Here is a 26705-nt window from a genome sequence, read left to right on the forward strand (position 1 = left end):
AATCAGACCTTTATGATGCGTATTGCGCTTTTCCTGATCACCAACTTGGCGGTGATGTTGGTTTTCGGGCTGGTACTCAGCCTGACGGGAATTCAGTCCAGCAGTGTCCAAGGCTTAATGATTATGGCTGGGCTGTTTGGCTTTGGCGGTGCGTTTGTTTCACTGCTGATGTCTAAATGGATGGCGTTACGGTCCGTTGGCGGTGAAGTTATTGAACAACCACGTAACGAAACTGAACGCTGGCTGATGGAAACGGTTCGTTCACAGTCACAGCAGGCTGGGATCGCGATGCCACAGGTGGCAATCTACCATGCACCGGACATCAATGCGTTCGCAACGGGAGCCCGCCGTGATGCATCGCTGGTGGCGGTAAGTACTGGTTTGCTGCAAAACATGAGCCGTGACGAGGCCGAAGCGGTTATTGCGCATGAAATCAGCCACATCGCGAATGGCGATATGGTGACGATGACGCTGGTTCAAGGGGTAGTTAACACCTTCGTTATTTTTATTTCTCGTCTGATCGCTCAGGTCGTTTCTGGCTTTTTATCCGGCAACCGAGATGAAGGCGAAAGCAGCAACGGCAACCCACTGGTTTACTTTGCTGTCGCCACCGTGCTGGAACTGGTGTTTGGTATTCTTGCCAGCATTATCACCATGTGGTTTTCACGTTACCGTGAATTCCATGCGGATGCCGGTTCTGCCAAACTGGTGGGGCGCGAGAAAATGATCGCTGCACTGCAACGCTTGAAGACCAGCTATGAGCCGCAGGAAGAGGGCAGCTTGATGGCTTTCTGCATTAATGGCAAATCGAAATCTTTCAGCGAACTGTTTATGTCGCACCCGCCGTTGGATAAGCGCATCGAAGCGCTGCGTTCCGGCGAGTACCTGAAGTAATTTTCAGTAGTTTCCTCCTAAAGGCCCATCCGGGCCTTTGTTATTTCTGCCTTTATTGATTCATCGATCCTGTGTGTTCTCTGCCCGAGTGTTTTCATTAGATCTGAAACAGGTGGTGAAAATATGAAGAATGTTTTATAAAATAAAACCACGATCACGGAAAAATGAAACATTGTTTCTATAATGCCGATATAACAGGCGTCTCGCGTGAGATTGGTGGCCTGATTTTTGAACAACCGATGTCGGGATGACAGATTTATCGGGCGATTGAAATGTCAGGTTATCGAAGAGTATGCGCGTGTGGCGTCAGATTCTTCATGATAAGTTCTAAGGATTTACGGATGGCCAAAGGTAACAAGATCCCCCTAACGTTTCATACCTATCAGGATTCAGCAACCGGCACCGAAGTTGTGCGCTTAACCCCGCCCGATGTTATCTGCCATCGCAACTATTTCTATCAGAAGTGTTTCTTCAATGATGGCAGCAAACTGCTGTTTGGCGCTGCGTTTGATGGCCCGTGGAATTACTATCTGCTGGATTTAAAAGAGCAGAGCGCCACGCAGTTGACGGAAGGCAAAGGCGACAATACCTTCGGTGGCTTCCTGTCTCCGAATGACGATGCGCTGTATTACGTTAAAAATACCCGTAATCTGATGCGTGTCGATCTGGCTACGCTGGAAGAGAAAACGATTTATCAGGTGCCTGACGACTGGGTCGGCTACGGTACTTGGGTTGCCAACTCTGATTGCACTAAAATGGTCGGTATTGAGATCAAAAAAGAAGACTGGAAACCACTGACCGATTGGAAAAAGTTCCAAGAATTCTATTTCACCAATCCTTGCTGTCGTCTGATTCGCGTCGATTTGATAACGGGCGAAGCGGAGACTATCCTTCAGGAAAACCAGTGGCTGGGTCACCCAATCTACCGTCCGGGTGATGACAACACGGTTGCGTTCTGCCACGAAGGTCCGCATGACCTAGTTGATGCGCGTATGTGGTTCATCAATGAAGATGGCAACAACATGCGTAAAGTGAAAGAGCATGCGGAAGGCGAAAGCTGCACCCACGAATTCTGGGTTCCAGATGGTTCAGCGATGATTTACGTCTCTTACCTTAAAGACGATACCAATCGCTACATCCGCAGCATCGATCCTGTTACGTTGGAAGATCGCCAACTGCGCGTCATGCCGCCGTGTTCTCACCTGATGAGTAACTATGATGGCACGCTGTTGGTCGGCGATGGTTCCGATGCGCCAGTCGACGTGCAGGATGATGGCGGTTACAAAATTGAGAACGATCCATTCCTGTATGTTTTCAACCTGAAAACCGGCAAAGAACATCGTATTGCACAGCACAATACATCTTGGGACGTGTTGGAAGGGGACCGTCAGGTTACTCACCCACATCCTTCCTTTACGCCAGATAATAAACAAGTCCTGTTTACTTCTGACGTAGATGGAAAACCTGCGCTGTATCTGGCGAAAGTTCCTGATTCAGTCTGGCACTAATAATACTAATAAATCCGCGTCACATTTTATGGCGCGGATTATTTTAAAATATTTTCTTACATATTATTTTATTAAGTCTCTGACGCGGTTATTTCTCAAACTTAACTTGATTATCGTTATTGCTCCATTGCCATAATCAAAGCGTTCCCTTTATACTAAAACCATTGTTCTATTTTTTTTAAAACAAAAAAACCTGAGTAGGGTAACCACAAAAATGGCTAGTGCAGATTTAGATAAACAACCCGATTCCGTGTCGTCCGTTTTAAAGGTTTTTGGTATTTTACAGGCATTAGGTGAAGAGAGAGAAATTGGTATTACCGAGCTTTCTCAGCGAGTCATGATGTCCAAGAGTACCGTTTACCGCTTCTTGCAGACGATGAAATCCCTGGGCTATGTTGCGCAGGAAGGTGAATCAGAGAAATATTCGCTAACGCTCAAGTTGTTTGAACTTGGGGCAAAAGCATTGCAGAATGTAGATTTAATCCGCAGTGCGGATATACAGATGCGTGAGTTGTCTGCACTAACGCGAGAAACAATCCACCTTGGCGCGTTGGATGAAGAAGGCATCGTTTATATCCACAAGATTGATTCGATGTATAACCTGCGTATGTATTCACGTATTGGCCGTCGTAATCCGTTACACAGTACCGCAATTGGTAAAGTGCTGTTGGCATGGCGCGATCGTAGCGAAGTGGAAGAGGTTCTGTCGACCGTCGAATTCACTCGCAGTACGCCACACACGCTGTGTTCTGCTGAAGCGCTTCTCAACCAATTGGATGTCGTGCGTGAGCAAGGCTACGGAGAAGACAACGAAGAGCAAGAAGAAGGGCTGCGTTGTATCGCCGTGCCGGTATTCGATCGCTTTGGCGTGGTGATTGCGGGCCTCAGTATTTCTTTCCCAACGATTCGTTTTTCAGAAGAAAACAAACACGAATATGTCGCGACGCTGCACACCGCAGCCAGAAATATCTCTGAGCAAATGGGCTACCACGATTACCCTTTCTGATATTCCCTATCAATGCCAGAGCCTGTCCTTGCCGACAGGCTTTTTTATGGCGTGCTATCCCTAGCCGTTACCCTGCGGGCCGTCGCAAGCGACGTTGAAAAACGTTCCCCACGTTTTTTTGTTTTTGCACCAATACGATAGTGATGCGCATCAACACGATGTGGGTAACTGATAGGGTTGGGTATCGAACTTGGCTATGCCACGGTGGTAAGATAGCCCACAGGTACCTGTCATAAGTGGTTATAACTGGAGTCGTTGTGAACATATTAGAAGTGGTTTTTGTCTTGCTGATTGTGCTGCTGGCCGCGCTGGTCTGGTTTTTTGTTAATCGGGCGAGTGTCAGAGCGAATGAGCAAGTGAAATTGCTGCAGGAGATCGTAGAGCAGCAACGCCAGCAGTTAGCGTTATTGAAAAAATTGCTGCCCCAGAATGCAGAGAAAAATGAGCCTGAGGCGCTTGCCGCTGAGCGCGATCGTGATGATGTGGAGTTAACGTTTAAAAGTGTCATCCCGGAACGTTAATGGCTCAATCACTGTGTAACGCGTAAAATACCTATCCCTTTACCTGCTTATGCCATCCTTCATGCTGATGGCGTGAGCAGGCATTGGTATAATTGGTATAAAATGAAGAAGGTTTTACAGGAAGCACAAAAACAACATGGCAAATGATCAAAACAACATAGCAAACGATCAACAGGAATTGGTTTTAAAACGAGGGTTAAAGAACCGACATATTCAACTGATTGCGCTGGGTGGCGCGATTGGTACCGGATTGTTTTTAGGGATATCACAGACTATCCAAATGGCTGGACCGTCCGTTCTATTGGGCTATGCGGTTGCTGGAATGATTGCGTTTCTGATTATGCGACAGTTGGGTGAGATGGTGGTGGAAGAACCGGTAGCGGGTTCGTTTAGCCATTTTGCCTATAAGTACTGGGGCGATTTTGCGGGCTTTCTGGCTGGCTGGAATTACTGGGCGATGTTTATTCTGGTAGGGATGGCTGAACTGACGGCCGTGGGGATTTATATCCAATACTGGTGGCCTGAAACGCCAACCTGGCTGTCCGCCGCGATATTCTTCGTGCTGATCAACCTTATCAATCTGGTTAATGTGCGGATGTTTGGGGAAACGGAATTCTGGTTTGCCCTTATCAAAGTGCTTGCCATCGTTGGGATGATTGTCTTCGGCAGTTGGTTGCTGCTGAGTGGCAATGGCGGCGAAACGGCAACGGTGCGTAACTTATGGATCCACGGTGGATTCATGCCGAATGGCGCAAGCGGATTGATCATGGCGATGGCCGTGATCATGTTTTCATTCGGCGGTCTGGAATTGGTGGGAATTACCGCTGCCGAAGCAGCCGATCCGAAGCGCTCTATTCCTCAGGCGACCAATCAGGTGGTCTATCGCATCCTGATTTTCTATATTGGCGCGCTGTCTATTTTGTTATCGCTTTATCCGTGGGGAAATGTCGTCGATGGCGGGAGTCCGTTTGTTCTGATTTTCCAGGCGCTGAATAGCAATATAGTGGCAAACGTACTTAACATCGTGGTACTCACGGCAGCGTTATCGGTTTACAACAGCGGTGTGTACTGCAATAGCCGGATGCTGTACGGTTTGGCAAAACAGGGAAATGCGCCAAAATCTCTTGCGAAGGTCAACGCACGTGGTGTCCCCGTTCGTTCTATCGCGCTGTCAGCATTAGCAACATCGTTCGGCGTAGCGATCAACTACCTGATGCCAGGCAAAGCCTTTGAGTTGTTGATGGCGCTGGTGGTTTCAACGCTGGTGATTAACTGGATCATGATTTGCTTTGCTCACCTGCGTTTTCGTCAGGCGATGATAGAGAAGGGCATTGTTCCTGCGTTTAAAGCCTTTTGGTATCCGTGGGGTAACTACCTGTGTCTGGCGTTTCTGGCGGGGATTCTTGTGATTATGTTGCTGTCTCCGGGGATTCGCATTTCGGTCATCTTAATTCCGTTCTGGATTGCCGTTATTTGGCTTGGCTTCCGATTGTCCCGCAAAAATAATACATCGCTGAAGTCTGTGCAGACACAGTAAACCCCTCCGTAGCCTGTTCATCACGATGCAAAGATGAACAGGCTAGCCATCCGGCTTTAACACGTAAGTTATAAGGTGTATTATTGCCCCGACGTTATCCATGTCACGCTAATGCGCACCTTTAGTGTTCGCATCATGTGTATATATTTCACAGAGTAAAGAGAAATAGCAGGGTTAACACTTTTGATTTTCAATTGATATGCGATTTTTTGCATGTGAGCTTTCGTGTGGCTCACCACTGTAAATAAGGGAATTATAATGCCAGTTATCACTCTTCCTGATGGAAGTCAGCGTCATTACGACCACGCCGTTTCTCCCCTCGATGTTGCACTTGATATTGGTCCCGGTCTGGCAAAAGCCTGTATCGCAGGACGTGTCAATGGCGAACTGGTTGATGCCAGTGATAAGATCGATACCGATGCGCAGTTAGCCATCATCACCGCTAAAGATGAAGCCGGTCTGGAAATTATTCGCCACTCCTGTGCGCACCTATTGGGCCATGCGATTAAGCAACTGTGGCCAGATACCAAAATGGCGATTGGTCCAGTTATCGATAACGGTTTTTACTATGACGTTGATATCGACCGTACCCTGACTCAGGAAGATATTGAGCTGCTCGAAAAGCGTATGCACGAGCTTGCCGACACTGACTATGACGTCATTAAGAAAAAAGTCAGTTGGCAAGAAGCGCGCGATGCGTTCGCTGCACGCGGCGAAACCTACAAAATTGCGATTCTGGATGAAAACATCAGTCGTGACGATCGTCCGGGTCTGTATCACCATGAAGAATACATCGATATGTGCCGTGGTCCGCACGTACCGAATATGCGTTTCTGCCACCATTTCAAATTGCAGAAAACATCCGGCGCTTACTGGCGTGGCGACAGCAAAAACAAAATGTTGCAACGCATCTACGGCACCGCATGGGCGGATAAAAAGCAACTGGCTTCTTACCTGCAACGTCTTGAAGAAGCGTCTAAGCGCGACCATCGCAAGATCGGCAAACAGCTTGACCTGTACCATATGCAGGAAGAAGCACCAGGTATGGTTTTCTGGCACAACGACGGCTGGACGATCTTCCGCGAGTTGGAAGCGTTTGTCCGCATGAAGCTTAAGTCGTACCAGTATCAGGAAGTAAAAGGTCCATTCATGATGGATCGCGTGATGTGGGAAAAAACCGGTCACTGGGAAAACTACAAAGAAGCGATGTTCACGACGTCATCAGAAAACCGTGAATACTGCATCAAGCCGATGAACTGCCCAGGCCACGTACAGATTTTCAATCAGGGATTGAAGTCATACCGCGATCTGCCGCTGCGTATGGCTGAGTTCGGTAGCTGCCACCGTAATGAGCCGTCAGGCTCTCTGCATGGCTTAATGCGCGTGCGTGGCTTCACTCAGGACGATGCGCACATCTTCTGTACGGAAGAGCAGGTTCGTGATGAAGTGAACAGTTGCATCAAGATGGTGTATGACATGTACAGCACCTTCGGTTTTGAAAAAATCGTGGTGAAACTGTCTACGCGTCCTGAAAAACGTATTGGTAGTGATGAGATGTGGGATCGCGCTGAGGCCGATTTGGCTGCCGCGTTGACTGAAAACAACATCGAATTCGCCTATCAGCCGGGTGAAGGGGCGTTCTACGGCCCAAAAATTGAATTTACCTTGCATGACTGTTTGGATCGTGCGTGGCAGTGTGGTACGGTGCAACTCGACTTTTCATTACCGGGTCGTCTGAACGCGTCTTACGTTGGCGAAAGCAACGAGCGTCAGGTTCCGGTTATGATTCACCGAGCTATTTTGGGTTCAATGGAGCGTTTTATCGGTATTCTGACCGAAGAATTCGCAGGTTTCTTCCCGACCTGGTTAGCCCCGGTTCAAGCGGTGATTATAAATATCACCGATAGTCAGTCTGATTATGTCAACGAATTGACCCGAAAACTGCAAGAAGCGGGCATTCGTGTAAAAGCAGACTTGAGAAATGAGAAGATTGGCTTTAAAATCCGCGAACACACTTTACGACGTGTTCCCTATATGCTGGTTTGTGGCGACAAAGAGGTCGAGGCAGGAAAAGTTGCTGTCCGTACTCGTCGTGGTAAAGACCTGGGGAGCTTGGACGTCAGTGAAGTCATCAGTAAGCTGCAACAAGAGATTCGCAGCCGTAGTCTTCATCAATTGGAGGTATAAGTATTAAAGGCGGAAAACGAGTTCAACCGGCGCGTCCTAATCGCATCAACAGAGAGATTCGCGCACACGAGGTACGCCTATCAGGCGTCGAAGGCGAACAGCTGGGCATCGTAAGTCTAAATGAAGCATTAGAAAAAGCCGAAGAAGCAGGTGTTGATTTAGTCGAAATCAGTCCGAACGCCGAGCCGCCGGTTTGCCGAATTATGGATTACGGCAAGTTCCTTTATGAGAAGAGTAAGTCCACAAAGGAACAGAAGAAAAAACAAAAAGTTATTCAGGTCAAGGAAATCAAATTCCGACCTGGTACCGATGATGGCGACTATCAGGTCAAACTACGCAACCTGATTCGCTTTCTTGAAGACGGTGACAAAGCTAAAATCACACTGCGTTTCCGCGGTCGTGAAATGGCGCACCAACAGATTGGTATGGAAGTGCTTAACCGCGTTCGTGACGATCTGAGTGAACTGGCAGTTGTCGAATCCTTCCCATCGAAGATCGAAGGCCGCCAGATGATCATGGTGCTAGCACCGAAGAAGAAACAGTAAGGCATTCAAGTAGCAAGACCGTACAACCTCTGTGTTGTACGGCTTTGTTCGCCTTATCTGATTCGTTTTATTAACAATGCGAAGTGGAAATAACAATGCCAAAGATCAAAACAGTACGTGGCGCCGCTAAACGCTTTAAAAAAACCGCAAGCGGTGGTTTTAAGCGTAAGCATGCTAACCTGCGTCATATTCTGACCAAAAAGTCAACTAAGCGTAAACGTCACCTGCGTCCAAAAGGTCTGGTCTCCAAAGGGGATCTGGGTCTTGTTATCGCATGTCTGCCGTACGCATAAGTAACCTTTTTTTAATTCAGAATAAGACTTTAGGAGAGAGCATATGGCTCGCGTAAAACGTGGTGTAGTTGCCCGTGCACGTCACAAGAAAATATTGAAACAAGCGAAAGGTTACTACGGTGCCCGTTCGCGTGTTTATCGTGTTGCCTTCCAGGCAGTAATCAAAGCTGGTCAATACGCTTACCGCGACCGTCGTCAACGTAAACGTCAATTCCGCCAGCTGTGGATTGCACGTATCAATGCGGCAGCTCGTCAAAACGGTTTGTCTTACAGCAAATTCATCAACGGCCTGAAAAAAGCCTCTGTTGAAATTGACCGTAAGATTCTGGCTGATATCGCAGTATTCGATAAGTTAGCGTTCAGCGCGCTGGTCGAAAAAGCGAAAGCAGCACTGGCGTAAGTCAGTTGAGAGAGGGAGCTTTGGCTCCCTCTTTTCGTCGAGTTTTACACTTTTAGTTTTTATTATTTATAAGACAAAGGTAACGCAAGTATGAACGCTGCTATTTTCCGTTTCTTTTTTTACTTTAGCGCCTGAATTCAGGGGGCTTTGCGCGTAAGAAAAGAAACGAAAAGTAGCGCTTAAGCCTCCCCATAGGGAGGCTTTTTTGTTTACAATAATCGGTTTTTACTCTTGTTTTTAGTAACATTTATCGTTTTGAGTAAAACGACATTCTTCAATCATGACCGTTGGCCACATAGGCAGAAAAAGAGGAACACAATGCCACATCTCGCAGAGCTGGTTGCCAAAGCCAGAACAGCTATAGAAGAGGCTCAGGATGTTGCCGCACTGGAAAATGTGCGCGTCGAATATCTGGGCAAAAAAGGTCACTTAACCCTTCAGATGACCTCGCTGCGCGAGTTGCCGGCTGAAGAACGCCCTGCGGCTGGTGCTGTCATTAACCAGGCTAAGCAAGACGTTCAGGACGCGCTGAATGCCCGTAAGCACATGCTGGAATCCGCTGAGCTAAATGCGCGTCTGGCGCAAGAAACCATTGATGTCTCCCTGCCGGGCCGCACCATTGAAAATGGTGGCTTGCATCCGGTGACGCGTACCATCGATCGTATCGAAACCTTTTTCGGCGAGCTGGGTTTTTCGGTTGTTACCGGGCCAGAGATCGAAGATGACTATCACAACTTTGATGCGCTGAATATTCCAGGGCATCACCCTGCGCGTGCTGACCACGACACGTTCTGGTTTGATGCTACACGCCTGCTGCGTACACAGACTTCTGGCGTTCAGATTCGTACCATGGAAAAGCAGCAACCGCCTATACGTATCATCGCGCCTGGTCGCGTTTATCGTAACGATTACGATCAGACCCACACGCCGATGTTCCATCAGATGGAAGGGTTGATCGTCGATAAAGATATCAGCTTCACCAACCTGAAAGGTACGCTGCATGATTTCCTGCGTAATTTCTTTGAGGAAGATTTGCAGGTTCGTTTCCGCCCGTCTTATTTCCCGTTTACCGAACCGTCTGCTGAAGTGGATGTGATGGGTAAAAACGGTAAATGGCTGGAAGTTCTGGGCTGCGGCATGGTGCACCCGAATGTCCTGCGTAATGTCGGTATCGACCCAGAAGTGTATTCCGGCTTCGCGTTCGGTATGGGTATGGAGCGTCTGACGATGTTGCGTTACGGCGTGACCGATCTGCGTGCATTCTTCGAAAACGATCTGCGTTTCCTCAAACAGTTTAAGTAAGGCGGGTATACATCATGAAATTCAGTGAACTCTGGTTACGCGAGTGGGTAAACCCGGCAGTTGACAGTGAAACGCTATCTGAACAGATCACGATGGCAGGGCTGGAAGTGGATGGCGTTGAGCCTGTTGCTGGCGCATTCCACGGCGTGGTTGTCGGTGAAGTGGTTGAATGTGGGCAGCACCCGAACGCAGACAAACTGCGTGTGACGAAAGTCAATGTAGGCGGTGATCGCCTGCTGGACATCGTCTGTGGTGCGCCGAACTGCCGTCAAGGCCTGAAAGTGGCGGTGGCGACGGTGGGAGCCGTATTGCCGGGCGATTTTAAAATCAAAGCCGCCAAGCTGCGTGGCGAGCCGTCTGAAGGCATGCTGTGCTCATTTTCCGAGTTGGGCATTTCCGACGATCACGATGGCATCATCGAGCTGCCAGTAGATGCGCCGATTGGCACGGATATCCGTGAGTACCTGAAGCTGGATGACAACGCGATTGAAATCAGCGTGACGCCGAACCGTGCAGATTGCCTCGGTATCATCGGTGTGGCGCGCGATGTCGCCGTGTTGAATCAACTGGCGTTGAATGAACCGACTATTGAGCCCGTTGCCGCGACGATTCAGGATACTTTCCCGATTCAGGTCGATGCGCCGCAGGCATGCCCGCGTTACTTAGGCCGTGTGGTGAAAGGCATCAACGTTAAGGCGGCAACGCCGCTGTGGATGCGTGAAAAACTGCGTCGTTGCGGTATTCGTTCTATCGATCCAGTGGTTGACGTGACTAACTACGTTCTGCTGGAGCTCGGTCAACCAATGCACGCGTTCGATCTTGACCGTCTCAGCGGCGGCATTATCGTGCGTATGGCGACAGAAGGCGAAACGCTGACGTTGCTGGATGGTAATGAAGCGAAGCTGAATGCGGATACGCTGGTTATCGCTGACCAGCAGAATGCGCTGGCGATGGGCGGTATCTTTGGCGGCGAGCATTCTGGCGTCAATGAAGAGACACAAAACGTTCTGCTGGAATGCGCTTATTTCAATCCGCTGTCGATTACTGGACGCGCACGTCGTCACGGTTTGCACACTGATGCTTCTCACCGCTACGAGCGTGGCGTTGATCCGGCGTTACAGCACAAAGCCATTGAACGCGCGACTCGTCTGCTGATTGATATCTGTGGTGGTGAAGCGGGTCCGGTGGTTGATGTTACCAGTGAGGCAGACTTGCCGACGCGCGCAACGATTACGCTGCGCCGTGAAAAGCTGGATCGTCTGATTGGCCATGTGATTGCGGATGAGCAGGTGAGCGATATTCTGCAACGTTTGGGCTGTAACGTCGCGAAAACCGATGCAGGTTGGCAGGCGACGGCACCGAGCTGGCGCTTCGACATGGAAATTGAAGAGGATCTGGTTGAAGAAGTCGCGCGTATTTACGGCTATAACAACATTCCGAATATTCCGACTCAAGCTCCGCTGATTATGACCTCGCATCGCGAAGCGTCACTGTCATTGAAGCGCGTGAAGACATTATTAGTCGATCACGGGTATCAAGAAGCAATTACTTACAGTTTTGTTGACCCGAAAATTCAAGGGTTAATCCACCCTAATGAAGCGTCGCTGAGCCTGCCGAGCCCGATTTCCGCAGAGATGTCGGTGATGCGTTTATCGCTGTGGAGTGGCTTGCTGAGTGCTGCGGTGTATAACCAAAACCGTCAACAAAGCCGCCTGCGCCTGTTTGAAAGCGGCCTCCGTTTTGTACCCGACACCAGTGCTGACCTGGGTATTCGCCAGGACCTGATGCTGGCGGGTGTGATTACTGGCACCCGTTATGAAGAGCATTGGGATCTGGCGCGTCAGGCCGTTGACTTCTATGATTTAAAAGGCGATTTGGAAGCGGTACTGGCATTGACGGGCAAGTTGTCTGAGGTTGAGTTCAAGGCCGAAAATAATCCGGCATTGCATCCAGGACAAAGTGCTGCTATTTATCTGTGCGGAGAACGCATTGGATTTATTGGCGTTATTCACCCAGAACTGGAGCGCAAGTTGGATCTTAACGGGCGCACCGTGGTGTTCGAATTGTTGTGGGATAAGGTCGCAGACCGCGTATTGCCTGAGGCGAACGAGATTTCCCGCTTCCCGGCGAACCGTCGCGATATCGCCGTTGTGGTCGCTGAAAATGTCCCTGCGGGCGATATTTTGGCTGAGTGTAAGAAAGTTGGCGCAAATCAGTTAGTTGGCGTAAACTTATTCGACGTGTACCGAGGGAAGGGCGTAGCGGAAGGTTATAAGAGTCTGGCTATCAGTCTGACCCTGCAAGATACCACGCGTACACTGGCAGAAGAGGAAATTGCCGCTACCGTTGCAGAATGCGTAGCAGCATTAAAACAGCGATTCCAAGCATCCTTGAGGGATTGAACCTATGGCGCTTACTAAAGCTGAAATGTCAGAATACCTGTTTGAGAAGCTCGGGCTGAGCAAACGGGATGCCAAAGAGCTAGTCGAGCTGTTTTTTGAAGAAGTTCGTCGCGCTTTGGAAAATGGCGAGCAGGTCAAGTTGTCAGGTTTTGGCAATTTTGATTTGCGAGACAAGAACCAACGTCCGGGACGTAACCCAAAAACTGGCGAAGATATTCCGATTACGGCGCGCCGTGTGGTCACGTTCCGTCCGGGGCAAAAGCTAAAAAGCAGGGTAGAGAACGCCTCTCCCAAAGAGTAACAGTGTCACCCAAAAAGGCCGCGCAAGCGGCCTTTTCCTATCTTATTCGTCTTCACATTATCTATTTCAACGTCGATTCGGTATCTGCTGGTGCCGTATGCTGCGAAGCTAAGCGGGTTGCCCGCCCGGTTGACACTTTTGGCGCGGTCTCTTTTTTCGGATAGTCCGGTACTGGTCGATGATCGTCAATTAAATGGCGTATTGCCAGAATCGGGTGGCGTAACAACATCCGTGGCCCCGACCAACGCATAATCGCTTTTATCGCCTCACGTCTGGCGGGTTGATAGCAGTGAATGGGGCAATGCTTACACGCGGGTTTATCTTCACCGAACTGGCAGCGTTCCAGACGCTTGATGGCGTAATTGAATAAGTCTTTATACTGCGCGTTATCGTCGGTTTCAGGATGATGCTCTTCATACAGTTCGATCATCAATCCGACGGTACGGATCTCCCGCTGTCGGTATTTTCCCAGGGGTTTTCTCGCCATGTGCGTCATGTCCTGATGAAATCATAATAGATGCATTTTAAATGCAATTTATTGCAAGGGAAACCTCTGAAGTCACATCTATGTGGGAAAGCAGAGAGAAAAAGGCGAGGAGAACCCTCGCCGAGGGAGATCGTAATCAGGCCTGACCGAACTGCGCCTGATGTAATCTGGCATAGATACCACTTTGATCCAGCAGTACCTGATGGCTGCCTTGCTCAATGATGCTGCCGTTATCCACCACCACAATGCGCCCAGCATTCTGTATGGTTGCCAGCCTGTGGGCGATGATCAACGTGGTACGTCCTGCGGAAAGCTCGCTGAGCGACTGCTGTATCGCCTGCTCTGTCGCGGTATCCAGTGCAGATGTCGCTTCGTCCAGAATCAAGATCGGCGGGTTTTTCAGGAAAATTCGCGCGATCGATAAACGCTGCTTTTGTCCACCTGAGAGTTTAACGCCGCGCTCGCCGACCACGGTATCTAACCCGTCAGGCAGATTTTCGATCAGCTCATCTAACCGCGCACGCCGTGCGGCTTCCATGATTTCTTCATCGCTGGCATCAAGCTTACCGTAAGCGATGTTTTCCCGAATGGTGCCGCCGAACAGGAAGACATCCTGCTGTACGATGCCGATTTGACTGCGTAGTGACGCCTGCGTCATCTGGCGGATATCCATGCCGTCAATGGTGATGGCTCCGCTGGTTAAATCGTAGAAGCGGGGAAGCAGGGAACAGAGCGTGGTTTTGCCCGCACCAGATGGGCCAACAAACGCCACGGTTTCCCCTGCGCGAATCGACAGGTCGATATTACGCAGAATCGGACGATCGGCAGAATAACCAAAGCTCACCTGATTAAAGCGGATATCGCCTTTCAGCGGCCCGGCATCATGCGCATCGGGGGCGTCGGCAATCTCAGGAACGGTGTCGATCAGTTGAGTAAAGCGTTTGAATCCCGCAATCCCTTTGGGATAGCTCTCCAGCACCGAGGTAATTTTGGCGACTGGTCGGAAGAAAACCTCAATCAGCAGCAGGAAGCCGATAAAACCGCCGTAGCTGAGTTCGCCCTGAATGACATACCAAATACCGGCCAGCATCACGATAAGCTGTATCAGGCGCGTGCTGAGGTAACTGAGCGTCATGCTGGCGGTCATGATCCGATAGGCCTGCAGCTTGGTACGGCGGTAGTTTTCGTTATCGTTGGAGAACAGTTTCTTCTCATGCGCTTCATTAGCAAACGCTTTAACGACGCGGATACCCCCAACGCTTTCTTCAATTCGGGCGTTGAAGTTGCCAACCTGACCGAATAGCTGACGCCAGGTTTCCGTCATGCGCGCACCATAGCGGCTGACGAGAAACGTCATGAAAGGCACGATAATAATCGTCAGCAGCGCCAGATTCAGGTGAACCGTTGCCATCAGGATGAACGCACCAATAAACGTCATGATCGCGAGGAAGAGGTCTTCCGGGCCGTGATGGGCAATTTCCCCCACTTCTTCCAGATCTTTGGTGACGTGGGTGATGATATGGCCGGTCTTCATATTGTCGTAGTAACGGAACGGCAAATTTTGCAGGTGCTCAAATGCCTGCCGCCGCATATCGGTTTCAATACCCACGCCCAGCGCATGTCCCCAATAGTTGACGATGGCCATCAGCGCGGTATTCAGCAGGTACACCGCCAATAGCGCCACCGACGCTAACAGGATCAGCGACCAGTCCTGATCCGGCAATAGTTTGTCGATGAACGCTTTAATCGCCATCGGAAACCCTAATTCAAGCAGACCAGCGATAATGGCACAGCCGAAATCGAGGACGAATAACCCTTTGTAAGGGGAATAGTACGAAAAGAAACGCCTTAACATGTGTGACTATTTTTTAGGTAACGAAATGTGAGGACGACTATAACAGGTTAGTAAGAAAAATATGACCACGAGCAGATTAGGGTTTTTATTGGTCAGGAAATCCAGACGAAAACCGTGGGGACGGTTGAGATCAGCTTGTCGGCGTACGCGTCGCATACCAGCAAAGCAGTGAGCCTGCCGTGACCATGACGACGCCTTGCCAAAATGAAATGGCGGGCGTGATATTGAGCCAGAACGCGGCCAATAGAGTGGAAAACACGGGCGTGAAATAAGAGGCGGTTGCCAGAAATGTTAGGTTGCCATGCTGAATACCGATATTCCAGGCGGAATAGGCTAATGCGGTTGATGCGCCCATAAAGAGCAGTTGCAGCGAACTTGGCAAGGTTAATGAAATCGCACTTTCGGCACTGAAGGAATACTGCGTCCAGAGTATGAGGGCGGTGATGAAAAAAAACAGCGAGACGCCGCTTTTTCCCTGCCCGTAACGTTTAGTGATATTGCAGTAGAGCGCCCAGGTCAAGGCCGCAGAAAACGCCAGACTGTAGGCCAGCGGGTTAGCAAGAACGTTGTTCCACAGCAGTTCTGGTGTCCAATCGCTTTCTCCTTTCATAATCCACACAATGCCGCCCAGCGCGAGTGCGAGACCGGGCCAGAGCAGGAAACGGCTTTTCTGCTGATTGATAAAAAGAGAAAAAAGAATGGTCAAACTGGGCCACAAATAGTTAATCATCCCTATTTCTATCGCCTGCATGCGGCTATCCGCTAGCCCGATGGACAGCGACAGAAATATCTCGTAGCAGACAAACATCGCACCGCCTGCGAATAAATAGATTCTGGGTAGCGTTTTAATGCGGGGAAGACCATAAAAGGCCAGAAGACATAGCGTGCTGGTGGAATAAATCATCGCGGCGCCGCCGATGGGGCCGAGCGCTTCTGTCAGACTACGGATAAGCCCGACGGATGTGCTCCATAAAACGATCGCCAGTAGGCCCGTGAGCGTGGCGCGCTGTGGCGTCATGTTTATTCCCAGTTATGAAGTCTGTGCAGAGGAAACCAAAAACAAACCAGACGCCGTTATCTGCGTCCGGTTTGCTCATCACAATGATTTATCGCCAGAAATCATCAAAAACGGTAATCGGCGGCCGACGCTTGTGTTCAGTTTTGCGATACCAGTTTTCGATAATGGCCGCATCGTTAGCCTCGATCTGCTTACCTTCCAGATAGTCGTCGATCTTTTCATAGGTGACGCCCAATGCGACTTCATCCGGAAGGGACGGACGGTCTTCTTCCAGATCGGCGGTGGGGGCTTTGGTATAAAGATGAGAAGGGCAGCCCAGTTCGTGCAATAGCGCTTTACCCTGACGCTTGTTCAGTCGGAAAATCGGGTTGATATCAGTGCCGCCGTCGCCGTACTTAGTGAAAAAGCCTGTTACGGCTTCCGCTGCATGATCGGTACCTACGACGAGGCCAGCATTCATACCCGCGATGCTGTACTGCGCTTTCATACGTTCTCTGGCCTTCTCGTTGCCTTTTACAAAATCGGAAAGCTCCACACCGATGGCACGTAAGGTGGCTTCACTGGCCTCAATAGCAGGCTTGATGTTGACGGTTAATACGCGGTCAGGTTGGATAAAGGCAATGGCATCCTGACAGTCAGCTTCATCAGCCTGCACGCCGTAAGGCAGCCGAACAGCGATGAATTGATAACGAGAATTCCCCGTCTCATGGCGTAACTCTGTGATAGCCATCTGGCACAGTTTGCCTGTCAACGTAGAATCCTGCCCGCCGCTGATACCCAAAACTAACGACGTAACGAACGGGTGAGCATTCAGATAATTCTTTAAAAAATCAACGCTAACACGGATTTCCTGTGCTGGTTCGATGCTGCTTTTCACTCCTAACGCAGTGATAATGTCGTTTTGTAATGACATGCCATCCCCTCCTGAACTTATTGATACTGCAAAAGAATTATTACGCTGCCTGAGTGTAAAACGAATCGACGTGAAGAAAAAGAACAAGCTGTCAGGTAGTCATTTTCCCTATAGATAACCCGTTTTAGACTATTGGCCAATAGGTTACATACTCTCCTTATAATTTGAAAAAGTGGTCACTGCCGACTAGCCTTAGTGTGACCCATTAATAATGAGGTAATGAGATGAAGAATAACAGATTACTCTTGTGTATTGCGGTAACAGGTGCTGTCATGTTGGCGGGATGTTCGGCTTATAATAAGGCAGAAAGTTATGTCAATGAGCCGGTGGTGAAAGATGTGAAAGTAGGAATGATGAAGCAGCAGGTCCATCAACTTGCAGGCAGCGGGGTAGAAAAACGGCTGGTGAATGCCAAAGGCACCTGTAGTGATTATCTGCTGAAGAACCGTGATGGTACTGCACAGAACTATTTTGTGAGCTACGGCGAGACTGGCCACGTTCTCAATAAAGGCTTCCAGAGCTGCCAGGCTTACGATACTAACCCACAGCGCTAAGTAACGTGATTGCACGAAGTCGTCATTAAAAAGAGCGGGTGAAGAGTCAGAAAAAGAAAACGCCGACAGCTGATGCTGCCGGCGTTTTCTTTTTCTGTCGCTATGTGGTTTAGCGGTGCGTCAACTCAGCATCATCCTGCTCGTTGAAAACCGCTTTATCCGTCTGCTTCATCAACTGGCTGGTGACCGTCCCTGCCGTCATCGATCCGCTAACGTTAAGCGCGGTACGGCCCATATCGATAAGCGGCTCAATGGAAATCAGTAGAGCAACGAGAGTGACCGGCAGCCCCATCGCGGGCAGAACGATTAATGCGGCAAAGGTGGCACCACCGCCCACACCTGCCACACCGGCAGAACTGATGGTGACAATACCGACTAGCGTCGCGATCCATACGGGGTCTAGCGGGTTGATTCCCACTGTTGGCGCAACCATCACCGCTAGCATCGCAGGGTAAAGCCCTGCACAGCCGTTCTGACCGATTGTAGTCCCAAAAGACGCCGCAAAGCTGGCGATAGATTGCGGTACGCCAATTCGGCGCGTCTGTGCTTCGATGCTGAGTGGGATCGTTGCTGCGCTGGAGCGGCTGGTAAACGCGAACGTTAGTACCGGCCAGACTTTGCGATAAAAACGAGCTGGATTGATACCCGTGAAAGACAGAATCAGTGCATGGACGCCGAACATAATCGCCAGCCCCAGATAGGAGGCGACAACGAAGCTGCCCAGCTTGAGGATATCTTGCAGGTTAGAGCTGGCGACCATTTTGGTCATCAGCGCCATAACACCATAAGGCGTTAATTTCATTACCAGACGAACAAGCTTCATCACCCAGGATTGCAGCGTGTCAATCGCGGTTAAAACGCGCTGGCCTTTGACTGCGTCATCTTTCAACAGCTGTAGCGCTGCTACGCCAAGGAAGGCTGCAAAGACAACGACGCTGATGATAGACGTTGGGTTTGCGCCAGTCAGCTCAGCAAACGGATTTTTAGGGATGAATGACAGGATAAGCTGAGGCACGTTAAGGTCAGCGACTTTACCTGCATAGTTGCTTTCAATCGCTGTTAATCGCGCGGTTTCCTGCGCGCCTTGCACCAATCCGGTAGCCGTCAGGCCAAACAGGTTGGTGACAAAAACGCCGACCAAGGCAGAAATTAGCGTAGTAATCAACAGGGTAGAAAGCGTCAGTAGGCTGATCTTCCCTAATGACGAGGCGTTATGCAGCTTGGCAACGGAATTGAGGATGGAGATAAAGACCAGCGGCATGACGATCATCTGCAACAGCTGCACGTAGCCATTACCAACGATGTTAAACCATGAGATGGACTGCTTAACAACCGGGTTGTCGCCACCATAAATCAGATGCAGTGCTAGGCCAAATAGCACCCCGACAACCAACCCCAGCAACACTTTCTTGGCCAGACTCCAGGATGGGTTACGGTTGGCGTAACCTAATCCGAGCAGTAATACGACAAATAGCAGAATATTGATGAGTAGCGGAAAATTCATCCGGCTTTGCTCCCTATCAGTGAGTCGTGCCACGCTGCCTACGATCTCGCGCGGTAACGTAGATCGGTGGAGGTAGCGTGATTTTTGCGATGAAAAATAACAAACGCGCACAGGATAGCAGGTCTTTTTCCATCATGTTACAGAGATATGTCTATACCCGTCATACTTCAAGCCGCATGTGCGTTGGCTACGCTCACTCACCCGAATCACTTACCTGAGTAAGCTCATCGGGATTCCTTCTCTTGCCGCCTTCCTGCAACTCGAATTATTTAGGGTATTACGCCAGGTAACGTGGTTATTTCACGTATTGGAAGAGGTAAGTTTGCGCTGACTGCAAAAAGCGAAATGACTGTTCGTAGGTGCAGCAGTCCAGATTTTTTTGTGGCTGGTACAGCGAAAAGCCGATACAGGCAATGCACAGAAAGCGTTCCAACTGATTGCCTTTTTGGCTGTTTAAAATTGGCAAACGGAAACGCCAGCGACAGGGCCACAGCAGAGGGACGCCCGATGGCGTCAGCATATCAGCGAGAATGTGGCTCAGATAACCGACGATCATGGCATGGTAGGCATCGGTTGGAATTGGCCAGTCTGGCGGCAGGCGCGTCTGAATAAAGAAAATACCCGCGGCGATAGCAAGGAGGCTGTGCGTAAACCCGCGGTGACCAAAGAGGCGGGCAATCGGTGAAGAAAGCCACTTCAGGCGCTGCCCGAGAACGGATTTAGGGTGATCGATATCGGGCAGCAGCGCGGTAAGGAGTGCACCGGGAATAATGTGCCACCAGTCTCCGGTAGCCAGCGCAGGTGATAGCTCAACTTTTTTAGCCAGAATCGCGCAGGCAACAGAAAACAGCAGGTGTCCTTCCGCAGTCATGAAACTTCTCAAATAAAACTGTTATTTTATACAGTATAAGAGATTATCCCTGCCTGCGGAAGCGGTGGCGGCGTAATGATTTATTTCGGTTGTTCGTTGTTCACAGGTAAAACGCGCAGCCAGTTGTCCAGCAACTGAGGCCAGGCCGCCGCAGGAAGTCCTTTGGTGCCGTGCAGGCCGAAGCCGTGTTTACCTTTCTCAAAAAGGTGCATTTCGACCGGAACCTGTTTTTCCCGCAATGCGCTAAACATCACCAGACTGTTATCAACTGACACTGACGGATCGTCAACAGCATGCACCAGAAACGTAGGAGGCGTCTGATCGGTAACCTGCTTCTCTGGCGAATAGCGCAGCACCTGCGTTTCCGTCGGCTGTTCGCCGATTAACTGTTTGCGCGAACCTGCGTGCGCAATATCTGCCTGCATCGAAATAACGGGGTACATCAGCACCATGAAATCAGGGCGTGCACTGACGCTGTCAATAGCATCCGTCGCGGGGTAAACGGACTGGGCGAATCGGGTTCCCAGGCTGGCAGCAACATGACCACCCGCGGAGAACCCCATAATTCCGATGCGCTGCGGGTTAATGTGCCACTTATCGGCGTTGGCTCTTAGCGTTCTGATGGCTCGCTGGGCATCGGCTAGCGGGGCGTCAGCACCTTCTTTATGGCCTTCGCCGGGCATGCGATAGGTCATCACGAAAAGGGTATAACCCTGTTGATTAAAGAACGGTGCCAGATCGCTGCCTTCCTTATCCAGCACGACGCGCTGATAAGAGCCGCCAGGTGTAATGAGCAATGCCATGCCGTTTGGCTTCTCGGCCTGATAAACGGTGATTTCAGGGCTGCGAATACCGGTTGCTGCTCGATCGGGAAGGGAAGGATCTTTGCTGCGCTCAACCACCTGCGGCTGTGCCGTTGAAGAAGAGGCTCCCGGAGCCTCACCGTGTGGCCAGACAGGAAAAACAGGTTGGGCGTAACCTAATCCATGCACAGACATCATAATGGCCCCGACAAGCAGAGAACGAACAATCATGATAGATCACCTGACAAAGGGGAGAAGGGGGGAAATCGTTGGGCGATGGTAAAAAAATAGGGTAGCCATCACATCGGAGAAAAAATGACTACCCTGAACCGCAAACTTTAATAAAGAAATAACATTCATACACGAAGAGGGTAAATCAGACACAGCAATTCCAACAGCTAACTCGCATGTAGCTAAATTACATTTAACGACGCCACATGTAACAACGAAACGTAACTAACTTGTTTAACCAACAACACATCATAATAAAGGGATGCTAATGATAAAGCTGAGTGAATCAATTAACACTCACATCCCTTTTGCCAACTAATGACGCTTATTTAAATAACAAGGCCGTTATTAGAAGCTGTATTGCACACCAACACGGAAACGAGTCTGACGGCGATCTGTTTTTCCATCCTCAGCTACGTTACCTACAGCCGTATATGGTTTCCAGTTTTTATCCCATTTATAAGAAAGTTTTACGTCATGATCGAAATTATCATTATCGTTGTCGTAGAGTGTTTTTCCAGCTTTAGTTGCTTTTTTATAATCTAACTCATAATCAACTTGAAAATCTTTCAGGAATTTATAACTTAATACAGTTGTTAAATTGTAACCTTTTTCAACGGAAGGATCACTGTTTGCTTTTCCAATATTAAGTCCACTGTTTCTTAAATAGTATGGGCGATAGCGGAAAGAAACAGAAAAATCATCAGTAACTGCCGCACGCCCACGCAAATAAGGACGGTAGTTGTTAGAAGTAGAGCTTGAATCTAAAGAGAAACCTGGTTCAACTTGGAAGGTTTTGTTAATTTTATACACATAGCTGGCAACCACTTCTGTACCATTGCTGACGGTTTCATTAAATGGTTTATTCGGCGTGTTGTCGTTATTTGCCTGACGCCATTTTGCTTCGGCAGAAAGGCCAAAGCCGTTATCAAAACGGTGTGATATTGACAAACGATCGCGATGATCATTTTTTGGTGTATCTTTCATTTCATGACGATAATCGATTGTCACAGCCATTGCATTCACACTAATTAATGACGTAACAGCCAGAGCTAATAATTTAAATTTCATTGTTATATTCCCTATTGGTTAGGATGATGCTTAATACTTTATTTCGAAAGACGCATTATGCTTTTTGGGACAAGTTCTATTTTATTTATTATTAAATTACGTTCTGTGATCGAGATCGGCTTGGGTAACAAAAAGTAAAATGGGGTTTCAAATTGTGAGGGAGATCGAATTGAATATAGCGGTTGTTTTAATTTAAATGAAAAATCCCTGCCGTCAGTGCGGCAGGGATGAATTACAGCTTAAATCGGGTACGACATTACTTCATTGCGCGCTTCAGAATACGCTCTGATTGACGCTGGAAGTATTTCGCTGCGTCTTCCACAGATTTCTGACCGTAATCGATAGACTGGATGGTATCACCAAACAGAGAAACGATTTGCGGGTCGTCGAAATAAGGAGAGACAGACACTTCATGCGGCAGAGCCAACGCCAGTTTCAACCCGGCAACGGCTGGTGCATCATCTTTGATGATGCCATCAGCAGTCAGCTGAGCCACAGCGGCTTTACTCAATGGTACACCACGTTCCAGACCCAGAGCCTGAGCACCTTCTTTGCTGTTCAGCAGGAAGTTGATCAACTGAGCAGATTCTTTAGGATACTTGGTTGACTTACCGATAGACAGCATCTGTGCAGGTTTGAAGAACAAGCCGGCATCTTTCGCACCAGGCAGCATCGGATAGTTACCCAATGCCAGTTTTGCTGGTGGTTGCAGGTTGTCAGAGTACTTGGTAATGGTGGAGTTCCACATGTAAGTACCAGACCACTCGCCGTTGATCCATGGCTTCATCTCATACATGTTGCTCTTACCGAAAGAGGCATAGTATTTCGCATCAGGCATGACATGGCTGTCGATCAATTTCTTATACATGCCAAAGAATTCAACCCATTGCGCATCGGTGTAGGCGAATTTCTGACTTTTTACATCAATAGCAGGGATGTTGTATTTCTGAACCATGTAAGAGTTCAGCAGTGCCAGAGAATCCTGGTGTTCCAACACGATAGGGTAGTATTGGTCGCCCAGTTTTTCTTTGAACACTTTACCGGCGTTCAACAGTTCGTCCCACGTTTTCGGATATTCCAGTCCCGCTTTTTGCCAGCTTTCGGTGTTGAAGTAGAATACGCGAGCAGTAACGGAAATTGGAATACCGTTCAGTTTCCCGTCGACCGTGGTGCTTTGCAGCTCTTTTGGATCGAACTGTGCCAGATCCAGAGTATCTTTCACTTTGTTCAGGTCATAAAAACCGGTACCGTTTTTAGAGAAAATCGGCAGCCAGTTCCAGTTAGTCTGCATCACATCTGGCTCGGTGTTACCGGCAATCTGTGTAGTCAGACGAGACAGGTGACCATCCCATCCGGTGTATTCCGCTTTCACCGTGATGTTCGGATGCTGTTTATGGAACTCTTCAATGGCTTTGAGCGTCTGCTGGTGACGGCTGTTACCGCCCCACCAGGACATTCTCAATTCAACATTATCAGCGGCGAAAGAAGGCATTGCCACTAATGCCAGAGATGAAACTATTAACGTGTGTAGGATCGCTTTTTTCATCGGTTACTACTCCTGTTAAAGAGAGATATTTTTTTCTGTTTTTGCATCAAAAATATGGCATTTTTCCATATCGAACTGGAAATACACCGGACGATGCAGGCCCTTCTCGATAATCAGCCGGCCTTCGTCATAAGGAATGCGGCTGGTTAATTCAAAGCCATCGACTTTAATGTACATAAAGAATTCGTGACCCATGTTTTCTACGCGAACCAACTCACCCTGTGAGTGGCTGCCTTCAAATGGCGTATCTGACACGGAAACATAGTCTGGGCGAACACCGAAGAAGACGTCTTGTCCGACATAGCTGCGGACTTTGTCTTGCTTCTCGCTGTTTAATACCAGCGCGTTGTTACCCACCACAACGCCAATCTGACCGTCTTTTTCGACCAGTTTGCACGGCTTAATGTTCATTTCTGGTGAGCCAATGAAGCCAGCAACGAACATGTTGACAGGGAAGTGGTACAGGTTGTCTGGCGTATCGACCTGCATGATGTGACCGAGTTTCATGACGCAGATACGGTCACCCATGGTCATTGCTTCAGTCTGATCGTGGGTAACATAGACCGTTGTTGCTGCTTTACCGCTTTTCTTCAACTGCTTATGCAGGTCAGAAATACGGATACGCATCGAAGCACGCAGTTTGGCATCCAGGTTAGACAATGGTTCGTCAAACAGGAACACATCTGGCTTTTTAACGATGGCACGGCCTACGGCCACACGCTGTGCCTGACCACCAGACAGCTGGCGCGGCAGACGATCCATCAGGTCTTCCAGCTCCAGAATTTTGGACGCTTCAGCGACCTGCGCTTCAATTTGCTCTTTAGGCAGTTTGCTCAGCTTCAGACCAAACGCCAGATTCTCTTTTACCGTCATGTGAGGGTAGAGGGCGTAGTTCTGGAACACCATGGCAATCCCACGCTCTTTTGGCGCCAGATTGTTAACAACGCGCTCGCCGATACGGACTTCACCGCCACTAATGGTTTCCAGACCGGCCAGCATACGCAGCGTCGTGGATTTCGCACAGCCAGACGGGCCGACGATAACCATGAATTCACCGTCTTTAATGGTCAGGTCGATGCCGTGAACCGCTTTGAAACCGTTGGTGTATACTTTTTCCAGCTTTTTGAAAATAACTTCAGCCATGATAAATCCTCTATTAACCTTTAATTCCGCTGCTGGTCACGCCTTGTACGAAGTAACGCTGTGCCAGGAAGAAAACAATAATGGATGGCAGAATGGAAATGCTGGACATGGCCAGGATTTCATTCCACGGAGCGCCTTCAGTCACGTCGATAGACATTTTTAGCGCCAGCGCAATCGGATATTTATCCACGCTATAGACATAAATCAGCGGACCGATAAAGTCGTTCATTGACCACATGAACTGGAACAGCGCAACAGAGATGATGGCTGGTTTCAGAATCGGCACGACCACATACCACAGCACCTGGAAGGAGTTACAGCCATCGATCTGGGCAGCTTCTTCCATATCACGTGGTACACCACGCAGGAACTGGATCAGCATGAATACAAAGAACCCTTGTGTTGCAAACGCCAGCGGCAAATACAGTGGTAGATAGCTGTTCAGCATGCCCATTTCACGGAACATGAGGTACTGCGGAATCAACAGTACGGTGCTTGGCAGCAGCATGGTGGTAATCAGCGTAGCAAACCAGAAGTTCTTCCACGGAATGTCAAAGCGAGCGAAGCCATAAGCCACAATCACCGAGGAGATGACGGTCAGAACCACTTTCGGAATCACATACTGGAACGTGTTAATCATGTAGTGACCGAAATTGTATTCCGTACCGGTTTTCCAACCGTTAACGAAACCGTCCCAGGTGGCGTGTTCTGGCCACAGACCCAACGTGGTGAAGATCTCATGGTTCGGTTTGAACGATGCTGAGAACATCCACGCCAGTGGATAAAGCATCAGCAAGCCAACGAACAGCAGAACCACGTAACGGATAGCGGCACTGATTTTTTCTTTACGCAGCGTGCGGCGTACTTCTGCAGCAGCAATTTCTTGTGCTGTCGTCAGGTTTGAATGCATGTCAGCCATTTTTTCCTCCTTTATCAGCGGAGTAGAACACCCAGTATTTCGACGACTTAAAGGAGATAGACGCAAATACCGCAACAACCAAGAACAGAACCCATGCCAATGCAGCACCGTAGCCCATATCAAAATACTTGAACGCCGTATCGTAGATATAGAGCGAGAACAGGTAGGTGTAGTGCGTTGGACCACCGCCAGTAATGACGTAAGGTGCCGTAAACTCCTGGAATGCCTGAGTGGTCTGCATGATAAAGTTAAAGAAAATAACCGGTGTAATCAGCGGTACCGTTACTTTCAGGAACATTTGCCATTTGGATGCACCATCGATCATGGCGGCTTCATACTGAGATTGCGGAACGTTCTGCAATGCAGCAAGGAAGATAACCATGGCGGAACCAAACTGCCATACGCGCAGCAGGGTTACCGACATCAGTGCCAGCGACGGCTCGCCCAGCCAGTTGATAGCGTCAAAGCCAAACACGCCGAGGAAGCTGTTTAACAAGCCATCGATAGCGAACAGTGCTCGCCACAGAACGGCGATTGCCACGCTGCTGCCCAGAATAGAAGGCACATAGTAAGCAGTACGGAAGAAACCGATACCACGTAATTTGAAATTAAGTACAAACGCAATTAACAATGCGAAGATTAATTTCAATGGAATGGTCAGAAATACATAGGCAAAGGTGACGCCCATGGATTTCCAAAAGAGATCATCTTCCAGGAACATACGGTGATAGTTTTCTAGCCCCGTAAATTCAGGCGGATTGATCAAATCATACTCAGTAAAACTGAGGATAAATGACGAAACAAAGGGGAAAGCGGTAAAAACTATCAGCCCTATAATATAGGGGGAGATATAGGCTAACCCCAGCATTCTGTTTTCATTCATAATGCTTACCT

At 49.1% G+C, this 26705-nt stretch carries 25 protein-coding genes, 1 pseudogene and 1 other annotated feature; of the genes and pseudogenes, 14 read left to right on the top strand and 12 right to left on the bottom strand.

The window, feature by feature from the left end; genetic code table 11:
* Window positions 1-12 precede the first annotated feature (12 nt).
* The 13 genes from htpX to ihfA all read left to right on the top strand — a co-directional run bounded on the left by htpX (window position 13) and on the right by ihfA (window position 12896).
* Window positions 13-894 (top strand): protease HtpX, encoded by an 882-nt coding sequence (gene htpX / locus K7X24_RS19260; RefSeq protein WP_224557667.1) that lies wholly within the window; start codon window positions 13-15, stop codon window positions 892-894.
* A 341-nt stretch (window positions 895-1235) separates the two neighbouring features.
* Window positions 1236-2402 carry an oligogalacturonate lyase gene (gene ogl / locus K7X24_RS19265; RefSeq protein WP_224557669.1) on the top strand — a complete coding sequence of 389 codons (1167 nt, stop codon included), beginning with the start codon at window positions 1236-1238 and terminating at the stop codon, window positions 2400-2402.
* Between the two features lie 214 nt (window positions 2403-2616).
* Complete coding sequence (kdgR, locus tag K7X24_RS19270) at window positions 2617-3408, top strand: DNA-binding transcriptional regulator KdgR (RefSeq protein WP_224557671.1); 792 nt, start codon at window positions 2617-2619, stop codon at window positions 3406-3408.
* A 257-nt stretch (window positions 3409-3665) separates the two neighbouring features.
* Window positions 3666-3929 carry a YebO family protein gene (locus K7X24_RS19275; RefSeq protein WP_224557673.1) on the top strand — a complete coding sequence of 88 codons (264 nt, stop codon included), beginning with the start codon at window positions 3666-3668 and terminating at the stop codon, window positions 3927-3929.
* 136 nt (window positions 3930-4065) lie between these two features.
* Window positions 4066-5466, top strand: a complete 1401-nt coding sequence (locus K7X24_RS19280) for an amino acid permease (protein WP_224557675.1) — start codon at window positions 4066-4068, stop codon at window positions 5464-5466.
* 258 nt (window positions 5467-5724) lie between these two features.
* Window positions 5725-7653, top strand: coding sequence for a threonine--tRNA ligase (thrS, locus tag K7X24_RS19285; protein WP_044207761.1), 1929 nt, complete (start codon window positions 5725-5727; stop codon window positions 7651-7653).
* Window positions 7654-7655: 2 nt separating this feature from the next.
* Window positions 7656-8198 (top strand): translation initiation factor IF-3, encoded by a 543-nt coding sequence (gene infC / locus K7X24_RS19290; RefSeq protein WP_095699351.1) that lies wholly within the window; start codon window positions 7656-7658, stop codon window positions 8196-8198.
* Window positions 8199-8293: 95 nt separating this feature from the next.
* The gene (gene rpmI, locus K7X24_RS19295) at window positions 8294-8491 is read left to right on the top strand and encodes a 50S ribosomal protein L35 (RefSeq protein WP_010275699.1); all 198 of its coding nucleotides are present in this window, start codon (window positions 8294-8296) and stop codon (window positions 8489-8491) included.
* 43 nt (window positions 8492-8534) lie between these two features.
* A complete protein-coding gene (gene rplT, locus K7X24_RS19300) occupies window positions 8535-8891 on the top strand; it encodes a 50S ribosomal protein L20 (protein ID WP_005968887.1) in 357 nt (118 codons plus the stop codon).
* 84 nt (window positions 8892-8975) lie between these two features.
* Window positions 8976-9101 (top strand) — a sequence feature (Phe leader region).
* Entirely contained in the window at window positions 8982-9026 is a 45-nt protein-coding gene (pheM, locus tag K7X24_RS19305) for a pheST operon leader peptide PheM (protein WP_106120997.1), read from the top strand. (Overlaps the previous feature by 45 nt.)
* Before the next feature lie 108 nt (window positions 9102-9209).
* Window positions 9210-10193: a phenylalanine--tRNA ligase subunit alpha gene (gene pheS / locus K7X24_RS19310; protein WP_014915263.1), complete on the top strand. Its 984-nt coding sequence runs from the start codon at window positions 9210-9212 to the stop codon at window positions 10191-10193.
* A 14-nt stretch (window positions 10194-10207) separates the two neighbouring features.
* Complete coding sequence (gene pheT, locus K7X24_RS19315; protein ID WP_109224733.1) at window positions 10208-12595, top strand: phenylalanine--tRNA ligase subunit beta; 2388 nt, start codon at window positions 10208-10210, stop codon at window positions 12593-12595.
* 4 nt (window positions 12596-12599) lie between these two features.
* Window positions 12600-12896, top strand: a complete 297-nt coding sequence (gene ihfA, locus K7X24_RS19320; RefSeq protein ID WP_009112984.1) for an integration host factor subunit alpha — start codon at window positions 12600-12602, stop codon at window positions 12894-12896.
* A gap of 61 nt (window positions 12897-12957) precedes the next feature.
* Here ihfA and K7X24_RS19325 read toward each other — a convergent pair whose 3' ends face one another.
* The 4 genes from K7X24_RS19325 to nadE form a co-directional block, all read right to left on the bottom strand.
* Complete coding sequence (locus tag K7X24_RS19325) at window positions 12958-13383, bottom strand: nitrous oxide-stimulated promoter family protein (protein WP_224557678.1); 426 nt, start codon at window positions 13381-13383, stop codon at window positions 12958-12960.
* A gap of 136 nt (window positions 13384-13519) precedes the next feature.
* On the bottom strand, window positions 13520-15238 hold the full coding sequence (locus K7X24_RS19330) for an ABC transporter ATP-binding protein (RefSeq protein WP_039489636.1): 1719 nt from the start codon (window positions 15236-15238) through the stop codon (window positions 13520-13522).
* 130 nt (window positions 15239-15368) lie between these two features.
* Entirely contained in the window at window positions 15369-16256 is an 888-nt protein-coding gene (gene yddG / locus K7X24_RS19335; protein ID WP_224557690.1) for an aromatic amino acid DMT transporter YddG, read from the bottom strand.
* A gap of 88 nt (window positions 16257-16344) precedes the next feature.
* Complete coding sequence (gene nadE / locus K7X24_RS19340; protein ID WP_224557699.1) at window positions 16345-17169, bottom strand: ammonia-dependent NAD(+) synthetase; 825 nt, start codon at window positions 17167-17169, stop codon at window positions 16345-16347.
* Window positions 17170-17393: 224 nt separating this feature from the next.
* Here nadE and osmE point away from each other — a divergent pair, with 224 nt between their 5' ends.
* The gene (osmE, locus tag K7X24_RS19345; protein ID WP_224557701.1) at window positions 17394-17723 is read left to right on the top strand and encodes an osmotically-inducible lipoprotein OsmE; all 330 of its coding nucleotides are present in this window, start codon (window positions 17394-17396) and stop codon (window positions 17721-17723) included.
* 109 nt (window positions 17724-17832) lie between these two features.
* Here osmE and K7X24_RS19350 read toward each other — a convergent pair whose 3' ends face one another.
* From K7X24_RS19350 to K7X24_RS19385, 8 genes and pseudogenes are all read right to left on the bottom strand, one after another.
* Window positions 17833-19227, bottom strand: a complete 1395-nt coding sequence (locus tag K7X24_RS19350) for an L-cystine transporter (RefSeq protein ID WP_224557703.1) — start codon at window positions 19225-19227, stop codon at window positions 17833-17835.
* Between the two features lie 364 nt (window positions 19228-19591).
* Window positions 19592-20098: pseudogene (locus K7X24_RS19355) on the bottom strand (metal-dependent hydrolase); the annotation flags it as partial.
* Window positions 20099-20178: 80 nt separating this feature from the next.
* The gene (gene paeX / locus K7X24_RS19360) at window positions 20179-21132 is read right to left on the bottom strand and encodes a pectin acetylesterase PaeX (protein WP_224557706.1); all 954 of its coding nucleotides are present in this window, start codon (window positions 21130-21132) and stop codon (window positions 20179-20181) included.
* A gap of 348 nt (window positions 21133-21480) precedes the next feature.
* Window positions 21481-22203 carry an oligogalacturonate-specific porin KdgM family protein gene (locus K7X24_RS19365; protein ID WP_198996782.1) on the bottom strand — a complete coding sequence of 241 codons (723 nt, stop codon included), beginning with the start codon at window positions 22201-22203 and terminating at the stop codon, window positions 21481-21483.
* Between the two features lie 256 nt (window positions 22204-22459).
* A complete protein-coding gene (locus K7X24_RS19370) occupies window positions 22460-23749 on the bottom strand; it encodes an ABC transporter substrate-binding protein (RefSeq protein ID WP_224557708.1) in 1290 nt (429 codons plus the stop codon).
* Window positions 23750-23764: 15 nt separating this feature from the next.
* The gene (locus tag K7X24_RS19375) at window positions 23765-24892 is read right to left on the bottom strand and encodes an ABC transporter ATP-binding protein (protein WP_044207782.1); all 1128 of its coding nucleotides are present in this window, start codon (window positions 24890-24892) and stop codon (window positions 23765-23767) included.
* 13 nt (window positions 24893-24905) lie between these two features.
* Window positions 24906-25811 (bottom strand): carbohydrate ABC transporter permease, encoded by a 906-nt coding sequence (locus K7X24_RS19380; protein WP_044207784.1) that lies wholly within the window; start codon window positions 25809-25811, stop codon window positions 24906-24908.
* The gene (locus tag K7X24_RS19385) at window positions 25804-26694 is read right to left on the bottom strand and encodes a carbohydrate ABC transporter permease (RefSeq protein WP_005968854.1); all 891 of its coding nucleotides are present in this window, start codon (window positions 26692-26694) and stop codon (window positions 25804-25806) included. Before K7X24_RS19385 ends, K7X24_RS19380 begins: the two co-directional genes overlap by 8 nt.
* Window positions 26695-26705 lie beyond the last annotated feature (11 nt).

The sequence above is a fragment of the Pectobacterium versatile genome, from assembly GCF_020166435.1.
Taxonomy (GTDB): domain Bacteria; phylum Pseudomonadota; class Gammaproteobacteria; order Enterobacterales; family Enterobacteriaceae; genus Pectobacterium; species Pectobacterium versatile.